Source organism: Methylobacterium sp. CCH5-D2, assembly GCF_001556475.1.
In the GTDB taxonomy this organism is placed as follows: Bacteria; Pseudomonadota; Alphaproteobacteria; order Rhizobiales; family Beijerinckiaceae; genus Methylobacterium; species Methylobacterium hispanicum.
In genome coordinates this window covers 1-9139 of sequence record NZ_LSIX01000013.1, presented here as the reverse complement: position 1 = coordinate 9139, position 9139 = coordinate 1, and the positions used below count along the sequence as shown (strand labels likewise).

Genomic DNA, 9139 nt, shown 5'->3' with positions numbered 1-9139 from the left:
ACCCGGCTTTCTGCGAAAGCAGACCTCTCCCTATGGGAGAGGGGACCCGCGCTTCCACCTGAGGCGATGCGTCAAACCGAACCCATCGACCGGAAACCCTATCACCCGTGCGCGGCGATGAAGTTGCGCACCTGCGGGTAGATCTGCTGCTCCCACTTCTTGCCGGAGAACACACCGTAATGGCCGACGCCCGCCTGGAGGTGGTGCGTCCGCATGTGCGGCGGCAGGCTGGTGCAGAGGTCGTGGGCCGCCATGGTCTGGCCGACGGAGCAGATGTCGTCGCGCTCGCCCTCGACCGTCATCAGGGCGGTGCGCCGGACCGCGCCCATGTCGATCGGCTCGCCCCGGAAGGTGAGCTGGTTCTTCGCCAGGGTGTAGTCCTGGAACACGGTGCGGACCGTCTCGAGATAGAACTCCGCCGGCAGATCGAGCACCGCGAAGTACTCATCGTAGAAGTTCTCGATCGCGGCGGCCTTGTCGGCCTCGCGGTTGACCTTGTGCCAGAACAGGTCCGTGTGCCCGTCGACGTGGCGTTTCATGTTCATCGACATGAAGGCCGAGAGCTGGATGAAGCCCGGATAGACCCGCCGGCCCGCGCCCTTGTGCCGGCGCGGCACCGTGGCGATCAGGTTCTGCTCGAACCAAGAGATCGGCTTCGAGGTGGCGAGTTCGTTGACGACCGTCGGGTTGATCCGGCAATCGACGGGACCGGCCATCACGGTCAGCGAGCGGGGCGCCGCGGGATCGCGGGTCTGGGCCATCACGGCGGCGGCGGCCAGCGCCTGCACGGCGGGCTGGCAGACCGCGAGCATGTGCGCGCCCTCGCCCAGGACACCCATGAAGCGCACGAGGTGCTCGACGTAGTCGTCGAAGCCGAAGGGCCCGGCCGAGAGCGGCACGTCGCGCGCGTTGTGCCAGTCGGTGACGTAGACGTCGTGGTCGGGCAGCAGGGCGCGGACCGTGCCGCGCAGCAGCGTCGCGAAGTGGCCCGAGAGGGGGGCGACGACGAGCACCTTCGGCTGGGGCGTTTCCACGTCCTTGCGGAAGCGCAGCAGCGTGCCGAAGGGCGTCGCGAAGGCCGCCTCCTCGACCACCGGGACATCGCGATTGCCCACCCGCACGCTGTCGAGGCCGAAGCTCGGCCGCGCGAAGCTCATCCCCGCCCGCATCATCATCTGCGCGCCGGCCGACCACCAGCTCAGCGGGCCGCCGAGCGCCGCCCAGGGCGAGACCGCGTCGTGCAGCACCTGCCCCCAGGCGCGCGTCTGCTGGGCGAGATCCGACTGAACCTGGAACGCGTCGTACAGCATGGGACGAGCACTCGGCGGGGCGCCTCCGGCAGCCAGGGCCGGCACGGCTTGGGGATTCGGCGCGAACGCCGTGGTCGGCAGCATCAGCATGGGAGAGTCAGGTTAAGGCCGAGCTGACGGACCGCAACCACAAAAAATCGGAATGTCCGCCCAATGTGGTTTTGACGCATCAGCCTTTGGTCCAATGTCGGTTTCCCCGAATGGCCGCCGCGGAGGGGGAAACCTCCCCACTGCGACCCGGGAAACGACGGGGGATCGCGCGGCGGCGGTCCGGAACGGCCGCGACCGACCGGTTCCGGAACGATACCGTGCTTTCGAAAACGCGCGGCGTGCCGGCTCAGTTTCACGCGATCGTGCGCGCCTTGCCGACACCGCCCCGACATGCTCAACCGGAGCCGATGACAGACAGGGTCGCCCCAGCGCCGCGCGTGACCAAGCGCTACGCCGCCAAGCGCCAGGCCATCCTGGATGCCGCGGTGGGCCATTTCAACGCGCGCGGGGTGCGCGGGACGGCGCTCACGGACGTCGCGGCCAGCGTCGGCCTCGTCACCAACAGCATCACCTACTACTACCGCCGCAAGGAGGACCTCGCGGCGGCCTGCTACCTGCGCAGCCTGGAGTGGCACACGGGCCTGCTCGACGCCGCCGAAGGGGCGGGCGATCCGGCCGCGCGGCTCGGCGCCTTCCTGGCCGCCTACTTCCGCGATCTGGCGGCGATCGAGGCCGGCCGGCAGCGGCCGCAGGTCCGGCTCGGCGACCTGATGGCCCTGCCGAGCCCGCAGAGCGAGGCGGTGTTCGCGGCCTACAACGACCTGTTCCGCCGCGCCCGCGCCCTGTTCGTGCCGGAACGCGCCGATCTCGGGCGCGCGGCGCGCGGCGCGCGGACCCACCTGGTGCTCTCGGTGGTGCACACGGCGCGCCTCTGGATCGACCGCTACGAGCCCCAGGATTACGGCCGCGTGGCCGAGCGGGTCGCCGACATCCTGCTCGCGGGCCTTGCCGGACCGGACAGCCGCTGGTCCGCGGCCGGCCCTCCGCTGGTGCCGGCGCCGGGCGGCCCGACCGAGCCGTTCCTGCGCGCGGCCACCGCACTGATCAACGAGGAGGGCTACCGCGGCGCCTCCGTCGAGAAGATCTCGGCCCGGCTCAGCGTGACGAAGGGCTCGTTCTACCACCACAACGACAACAAGGACGACCTCGTCGCCAGCTGCTTCGCGCGCACCTTCGCGGTGCTGCGTGCCGAGCAGGCGGCGGCGGAGGCGCGCGGCGGGCCGGGCTGGGACCGCCTCACCGACTGCGCCCGGGCGCTGATCCGCCACCAGTTCGACCCGGGCGGACCGCTCCTGCGCTGCGCGGCGGTCGGGGCGCTGCCGGAGGGGTTGCGGGCCGAGGTTCCGGCGCAGCTCCGCCGGCTCTGGGAGCGTCTGGCCTTCCCGATCGGCGACGGCGTGGCCGACGGCTCGATCCGCCCGGTCGATCCGACGATCGCCGCCCAGGTGGTGAGCAGCGCGGTCGACGCGGCCTGCGACCTGCCGCGCTGGTGCCCCTCGGTCGGCCCGGACAACGCGGCGGACCTGTTCGCGCGCCCGCTCTTCCTCGGGATCCTGACGGCGGGGTGAGGTGCGGGGAATCCCGACCGCGCCCCCCGGACCTTCGCCCCCGAGCGCCTGCTCAATAGCCCTTGGCGGCGATCGCCTCCGACCACGTGACCGCACGCTTGGCCATGCCGATGTGCTGGCGCTCGTAGAGCCGGCCCTCGAGCTTGATCGCGCCGCGGCGGGCGTTCTCCGGCGCGTTGAAGGCGTCGATCACCAAGCGGGCGCGGCGCACCTCCTCCTCGGTCGGCGCGAAGGAGGTGTTGGCGGGCTCGAGCTGGTTGGGATGGATCAGCGTCTTGCCGTCGAAGCCGAGGTCGCGCGACTGGCGGCACTCGACCCGGCAGCCCTCGACGTCCGAGATGTCGTTCCAGACGCCGTCGAGGATGGTCAGCCCCTCCGCCCGGGCCGCCGCCAGCGCGAACATGATCCAGGGCAGCATCGGGACACGGCCGGGCACGAGCTGCGCCCAGGTGTCCTTGGCGAGATCGTTGGTGCCGAGCACGAAGCAGGTCAGCCGGGTGCGCCGGTCGCGGCGGGCCTGGGCGATCTCCTTGATGTTCAGGATCGCCGCCGGGGTCTCGATCATCGCCCAGACGGCGATGTCCTCGGGGGCGTCGAGCGCCTCGAGGTGGTTGGCGATGCTCTCCAGCACGGCCGGCGAGGACACCTTCGGCATCAGGATCGCGTCCGGCCCCGCCTCGATCGCGGCGCGGAGATCCGCCTCGCCCCAGGGCGTCTGGGGCGCGTTGACGCGGATCACGAGCTCCCGGTCGCCGTAGCCGCCGCCCTTGACCGCGGCGCAGACCTGCTCGCGGGCGAGTTCCTTCTCCTCGGGCCCCACCGCGTCCTCGAGGTCGAGGATCAGGCTGTCGGCCGGCAGCGTCCTGGCCTTCTCGAGGGCCCGGGCGTTCGAGCCCGGCATGTAGAGGACGCTGCGGCGGAGGCGGAGGTCGGTCATCGGCATTCCCTGCGCGGGGCGGTTGTTCTGTGCGCTGCACCATAGTGCAATGCTCCGTCGGCGCCACCGGCCAGAGGTCGGAGGCTCGAGAATCGGCATCGATTGACACGCGGGGGCCGTGCGCGACCCCGCGGTCGCGGCCACGCTCCGGCCACCTTCGCCCCGCAAGGGCGCCCCCGACACCAGGGGGTATTGCCATGAAGACGATCCTGTGCGGCCTCGCGCGAACCGCGTTCCTCGCCGCCCTGCTGGCCGCGCCGCTCGCACGGCCCGCGGCCGCCGCCAGCAACACCACGGTCGGCGTCGGCTCGGGCGCGGTGGCGGGCGCCCTCGTGGGCGGGCCGATCGGCGCCGTGGCGGGGGCGATCGTCGGCGGCGTGGTCGGCGCCTCGACGGAGCGGCCGCGCCGCTATCGCCGGGCCCGCGCGCGCCGCAGCGCCCTCCCCGTCCGGCCCGTGGCGCAGCGGACGGCGCCGCAGCGGGCCCTCAGTCCCACCCTCTCGCCGACCGTCTCCGCCGAGCCCGCGCCGGCGAGCGCCCGCCCGGCGAGCACGGGATCGGCCGGACGGCGCTGGACCGACCCGCGCTGAGGCGCGGCTTCAGGCGGGCGCCCCGTCGAAGGTCCGGCGCGCGAGGCCCGGATAGGCCAACGCCTGGCCGATCCCGCGGGCGGCGAGGAAGCTCAGGAAGGCGAGCCAGAGCCCGGCATTGCCGAGGCCGAGGCCCTGTACCAGCGCCAGCGTCGCGCAGTAGGCGACGAGCGCGCCGAGCATCAGGTCGCGCATCGCCCGGGTCCAGGTCGCGCCGATATAGATGCCGTCATACGCGAAGGGCAGCGCCGCCACGCAGGGGGCGAGCGCCGCCAGCGGCAGGTAGCGGTAGGCCACCGCGCGCACATCGGCGCTCGTCGTCACGAAATCGACGAAGGCGTGGCCGAGCCCGAGCGCGATCAGGCTCACCCCGGCGCCGAAGCCGAGGCACCAGCGCAGGCTCAGGCGGGCGGCCTTGCGGAAATCGGCCTCGTCCCGCGCGCCGATCGCCTGCCCGCACAGGGCCTCCGCCGCGGTGGCGAAGCCGTCGAGGAAGAAGCCGCCGATCAGGAAGAGATTCCAGAGCACCGCGTTGGCGGCCAGCACCGCGTCGCCCTGGCGGGCGCCCAGCGCCGAGAACAGGACGATGCCGGCCACCAGCGCCAGCGTGCGGATCACCACGTCGCGGTTGACGGCGATCGTGCGGCGCAGCGCGGCCGGATCGCGGATGTCGGCGAGCGGCACCCGGAAGGGTCGCGCACCGAGGCGCCGCAGCACGGCGAGGCCGAGGACGAGCCCGGCGGCCTCCGCGCAGAGCGTGGCCAGCGCCGCCCCGGCGATGCCGAGGTTCAGCCCGAGCACGAGAGCGAGCGTGAGCGCGATGTTCACCGCGTTGATCGCGACCTGAAGCAGCAGCCCGAGGTCGGTGCGCCCCCGCCCGAGCACCGAGCCCAGCACCGCGAAGTTCGCCAGCACGAAGGGCGCCGAGAAGATCCGGATGTGGAAATAGGTGGCGAGCCCCGCCTGTACCGCCGCGCTCGCCCCGCTGATCGCGACGGCGAGCGCGGCCAGCGGCACCTGCAGGACCACGAGGGCGAGGCCGGCGAGCAGGCCGGCGGCAAGCGAGCGGGCGAGTGCGCGGTCGACCTCCGCCGCGTCCCGCGCGCCCACGGCCTGCGCGGTGAGCCCGGCGGTGGCCATGCGCAGCGCGCCGAAGGACCAGAAGATCGCGTCGAAGATCACGGCACCCAGCGCGATGGCGCCGAGCGCCGCCGCGTCGCCGAGCCGTCCGATCACGGCGGCTCCGACGAAGCCCAGCATCGGCGTGGTGATGTTGGCGAGCGTCATCGGCAGCGCGAGCGCGAGAACGCGCCGCCCGTTCACGGGCGAGGGAGCCGACGAGGGAGCCGACGAGGGAGCGGACAAGGATGGGGACACGGGTCGGTTCCCGGCGGACGACACCCGAGGTTAGCGGAACGGCCGCGATTCGGGCGTGCGCGGATCGGACGGCAGCCTTGCGCCTCCCGGGGCCCGCTGCCACAAGCCGGCCCCAGCACCCAGTCCGAGCCACCGACCACCGGAGCGCCGCGCGATGACCTCTGCCCCGACCTCCGCCGAGACCGCGGGCGCCCTCACGCCCGAGGCCGTCCTCGCCGAGTTCCGCGACGCCGGCGCGCTGCTCGAAGGCCACTTCATCCTGAGTTCGGGCCTGCGCTCGCCGGTCTTCCTCCAGAAGATGGCGATCTTCTCCGAGCCGCCGCGCACCGAACGGCTCTGCCGGGCGCTCGCCGCGGCGATCCAGGCCCGGTTCGGGCGGATCGACATCGTGGTCTCGCCCGCCATCGGCGGCATCGTGCCGGGCTACGAGACGGCCCGCCATCTCGGCGCCCGGGCGATCTTCGTCGAGCGCGAGCCCGGCGCCCCCTTCACCCTGCGGCGCGGCTTCCAGATCCCGGCGGGCCAGCGCGCGGTGATCGTCGAGGACATCGTCACCACGGGGCTCTCCGCGCGGGAATGCCTCGCGGCCATCCAGGGCGAGCCCGGCGAGATCGTCGGCGCCGCCTGCCTGATCGACCGCTCGGGCGGCCGCGGCGAGATCGGCGTGCCGCTCGTGTCGCTCGTCGCCCTCGACATCCCGGCCTATCCGGCCGACGCCCTGCCCCCGGACCTTGCCGCGATTCCGGCCGTGAAGCCCGGCAGCCGGGCGATGCCGCAGCCCTGACACGGTTTCCGGTCGATGGGTTCGGCCCTGTGAGGTGAACCGCGCCGTGCCCCCTCTCCCCATAGGGAGAGGGTTGGGGCGAGGGGTATGACGCCCCAGAACTGCGCACACCATCGACGCGCGTTCAGCACCGTGCCTTCTCCGGCAGCCTCATACCCCTCACCCGGCTTTCTGCGAAAGCAGACCTCTCCCTATGGGCAGGGCGATCGCATATGGCGCTTTGGTTCTCTCCGCCGTCATTCCGGGGCGCCGCGGGCGAACCCGGAATCCAGGAACATCGTAGAATCTCGTTCTGGCGCTTCGGTGTTCATGGATCCCGGGTTCCGCTTCGCGGCCCCGGGATGACGGCAGGAAAGCGGCCGTCGCCATATGCGATCGCCCTGCCCTACAGGAGAGGGGACCCGCGCTTCGTCCTGAGACGATGCGTCAGACCGAACAAATCAATCGTAAATGGTATGAGATCTGCAAGGACGCGAACGTTCGACGGTGGATATTAATTATCCGAGTCGAAACGGCCTATTCACCGGAGATGCGGGCACGATCCATTATCGAATCCCCCGCCAGAATTCGCCTCGCAAGCGGTTCGAGCGGCCGAATGCCCGGCGCGACCCAGCGTCGGCATGGGGTTGGAACGGTGGAGGTGAATGTGTTCGTGGCGCAGCAACGCGGTCGATCGCTGATGTCCCTGGCACTCGACGAGGCGCTGTACCGCCTCGTCAGCGCCCTGCAGCGCCGCTCCCTGCGCAAGGGCATGTTCGGCACGCCGATGATCGTCTCATCCTCGGACCTCATCGGCCACCGCATCATCTCCACCGGCCATTTCGAGTCGCGCGAGATCGAGGGGTTCGACTTCATCCTCGCCGATCCGCGGGGCGCCATCGGCGAGGACATTGACTGGACCGGAAGCTTCGTCGATGTCGGAGCGAATATCGGCATCTACAGTATCCGCTACGGCGCGCGGTTCGAGCGGACATTCGCCGTCGAGGCGAACCCGCTGACGTTCGATATCCTCAAGGCCAATCTCAGCTTGGCCGACGTCGGCACGGTGACGCCGATCTGCTCGGGTGCGTCCGACCGGCAGGGTACGGCCTCCCTTCAGGTCCCGACCGCGGGCTTGCTCGGCTGGGCCCGGCTCGGCGAGGACATCGACTGGCAGGCGCGCTCCGTGACCATCCCGGTCGCCCCGCTCGACGATCTCCTCGACGCGCAGGGCCCGCGCAGCCGCGTCAGCCTGATGAAGATCGACGTCGAGGGCCACGAGCGCCAGGTTCTCCTCGGCGCGCGACGGATCCTGGAACGGGACGCGCCGGTCGTGTTCTACGAGGCCCTGTCCGGCGCCGACGGACAGGCCTGCAGCCGCATCCTCCTCGACGCGGGCTACGACGGCTTCTTCACGCTGAAGCGCCCCCTGAACGTCCTCGCGCCCTGGCGCGCGCAACCCGTCCGCTTCGAGGCCGTCGATCCCGCGCGCATCGATGCCGCGCCGCTGATCTGCGCGATCAAGCGCGGCGCCGCGAAGGCGGTCGCCTGAGACGTCCGCGGCGGGACGGACCGTACTTGACTTGCCGCGTCGGCGGGCGCCATGCTCGATGCGGCAAGTCGATCAGCGATGCCGCGCGGAAGCCCAACTATCCGAACAAGATTCGATGCGGCGGATCGCCCGATCCGAACGCATGGGCGCCACATCAATCAATTATGACTTGAGGTTGTTCGACATTGCCGAACTAGAATTTTATGTCACGCGATAAGATATTATTCCGAGAAGGCTCAACATTTTATGTCGCTCCTCCAACGCAGCGCGCTCTTCATCGACGGCGCCAATCTCTACGCCACCACCAAGGCGCTGGGCTTCGACATCGACTACAAGCGCCTGCTGAAGGAGTTCCAGAGCCGCGACAATCTCATCCGGGCGTTCTACTACACGGCCATGGTCGAGGATCAGGAATACTCCTCGATCCGCCCGTTGATCGACTGGCTTGACTACAACGGCTACCGCGTCGTCACGAAGCCCGCGCGCGAGTTCACGGATTCGATGGGCCGGCGCCGGTTCAAGGGCAACATGGATATCGAGCTTGCGATCGACGCGCTCGAACTCAGCCCCCACATCGACCACATGGTTCTGTTCTCGGGCGACGGCGACTTCCGCTCGCTGGTCGAGGCGATGCAGCGGCGCGGCGTGCGGGTCACCGTGATCTCGACCATCCAGACCCAGCCGGCGATGATCGCCGACGAGCTGCGCCGGCAGGCCGACGAGTTCGTCGACCTCGCCTCGCTGATGCCGAAGATCGGCCGGGACCCCGGCGAGCGCCCGGCCCGCGCCCCGGTCGATCGCGGGCCGCGCGGCAATCCCGGCCTGGAGAGCCGCTACGGCATCCGTCAGGCCGGCGATCAGGCGGACGGGGAGTAAGTAGGCTCCCTCACACAACCTCCGGTTGCTGGGTTCGGCGGCGTGCGGTGAACCGCGCCCTGCCCCCTCTCCCATAGGGAGAGGGTTGGGGTGAGGGGTATGACGGATCAGGACA

Annotated in this window: 8 protein-coding genes; 5 read left to right on the top strand and 3 right to left on the bottom strand. The window is 70.9% G+C overall.

Going from position 1 to position 9139, the window contains the following annotated elements; genetic code table 11:
- Nucleotides 1-101: 101 nt before the first annotated feature.
- Nucleotides 102-1310 (bottom strand): polyhydroxyalkanoate depolymerase, encoded by a 1209-nt coding sequence (gene phaZ, locus AX737_RS00310; protein WP_066918084.1) that lies wholly within the window; start codon nucleotides 1308-1310, stop codon nucleotides 102-104.
- Nucleotides 1311-1708: 398 nt separating this feature from the next.
- Here phaZ and AX737_RS00305 point away from each other — a divergent pair, with 398 nt between their 5' ends.
- Nucleotides 1709-2929 carry a TetR/AcrR family transcriptional regulator gene (locus tag AX737_RS00305; protein ID WP_066918082.1) on the top strand — a complete coding sequence of 407 codons (1221 nt, stop codon included), beginning with the start codon at nucleotides 1709-1711 and terminating at the stop codon, nucleotides 2927-2929.
- A gap of 52 nt (nucleotides 2930-2981) precedes the next feature.
- Here the strand turns inward: AX737_RS00305 and AX737_RS00300 are convergent, their stop codons facing one another.
- Nucleotides 2982-3866, bottom strand: a complete 885-nt coding sequence (locus tag AX737_RS00300) for a CoA ester lyase (protein ID WP_066918086.1) — start codon at nucleotides 3864-3866, stop codon at nucleotides 2982-2984.
- A 197-nt stretch (nucleotides 3867-4063) separates the two neighbouring features.
- Between AX737_RS00300 and AX737_RS00295 the strand changes: the two genes are divergently transcribed.
- A complete protein-coding gene (locus AX737_RS00295; RefSeq protein ID WP_066918080.1) occupies nucleotides 4064-4456 on the top strand; it encodes a hypothetical protein in 393 nt (130 codons plus the stop codon).
- Nucleotides 4457-4465: 9 nt separating this feature from the next.
- Here AX737_RS00295 and AX737_RS00290 read toward each other — a convergent pair whose 3' ends face one another.
- Nucleotides 4466-5743 (bottom strand): MATE family efflux transporter, encoded by a 1278-nt coding sequence (locus AX737_RS00290; protein WP_082772793.1) that lies wholly within the window; start codon nucleotides 5741-5743, stop codon nucleotides 4466-4468.
- Nucleotides 5744-5987: 244 nt separating this feature from the next.
- On the opposite strand from AX737_RS00290, the gene pyrE reads away from it, so the two are divergent.
- From pyrE to AX737_RS00275, 3 genes are all read left to right on the top strand, one after another.
- Nucleotides 5988-6617: an orotate phosphoribosyltransferase gene (gene pyrE, locus AX737_RS00285; protein WP_066918078.1), complete on the top strand. Its 630-nt coding sequence runs from the start codon at nucleotides 5988-5990 to the stop codon at nucleotides 6615-6617.
- A 421-nt stretch (nucleotides 6618-7038) separates the two neighbouring features.
- A complete protein-coding gene (locus tag AX737_RS00280; RefSeq protein WP_082772792.1) occupies nucleotides 7039-8148 on the top strand; it encodes an FkbM family methyltransferase in 1110 nt (369 codons plus the stop codon).
- A gap of 246 nt (nucleotides 8149-8394) precedes the next feature.
- A complete protein-coding gene (locus tag AX737_RS00275; RefSeq protein ID WP_066918076.1) occupies nucleotides 8395-9024 on the top strand; it encodes an NYN domain-containing protein in 630 nt (209 codons plus the stop codon).
- Nucleotides 9025-9139 lie beyond the last annotated feature (115 nt).

What these genes read in the sequence shown, in the direction of transcription:
- phaZ (WP_066918084.1), bottom strand. Translation starts at nt 1,310, where the DNA reads ATGCTGTACGACGCGTTCCAGGTTCAGTCGGATCTCGCCCAGCAGACG.
- AX737_RS00305 (WP_066918082.1), top strand. Translation starts at nt 1,709, where the DNA reads ATGACAGACAGGGTCGCCCCAGCGCCGCGCGTGACCAAGCGCTACGCC.
- AX737_RS00300 (WP_066918086.1), bottom strand. Translation starts at nt 3,866, where the DNA reads ATGACCGACCTCCGCCTCCGCCGCAGCGTCCTCTACATGCCGGGCTCG.
- AX737_RS00295 (WP_066918080.1), top strand. Translation starts at nt 4,064, where the DNA reads ATGAAGACGATCCTGTGCGGCCTCGCGCGAACCGCGTTCCTCGCCGCC.
- AX737_RS00290 (WP_082772793.1), bottom strand. Translation starts at nt 5,743, where the DNA reads ATGACGCTCGCCAACATCACCACGCCGATGCTGGGCTTCGTCGGAGCC.
- pyrE (WP_066918078.1), top strand. Translation starts at nt 5,988, where the DNA reads ATGACCTCTGCCCCGACCTCCGCCGAGACCGCGGGCGCCCTCACGCCC.
- AX737_RS00280 (WP_082772792.1), top strand. Translation starts at nt 7,039, where the DNA reads ATGCGTCAGACCGAACAAATCAATCGTAAATGGTATGAGATCTGCAAG.
- AX737_RS00275 (WP_066918076.1), top strand. Translation starts at nt 8,395, where the DNA reads ATGTCGCTCCTCCAACGCAGCGCGCTCTTCATCGACGGCGCCAATCTC.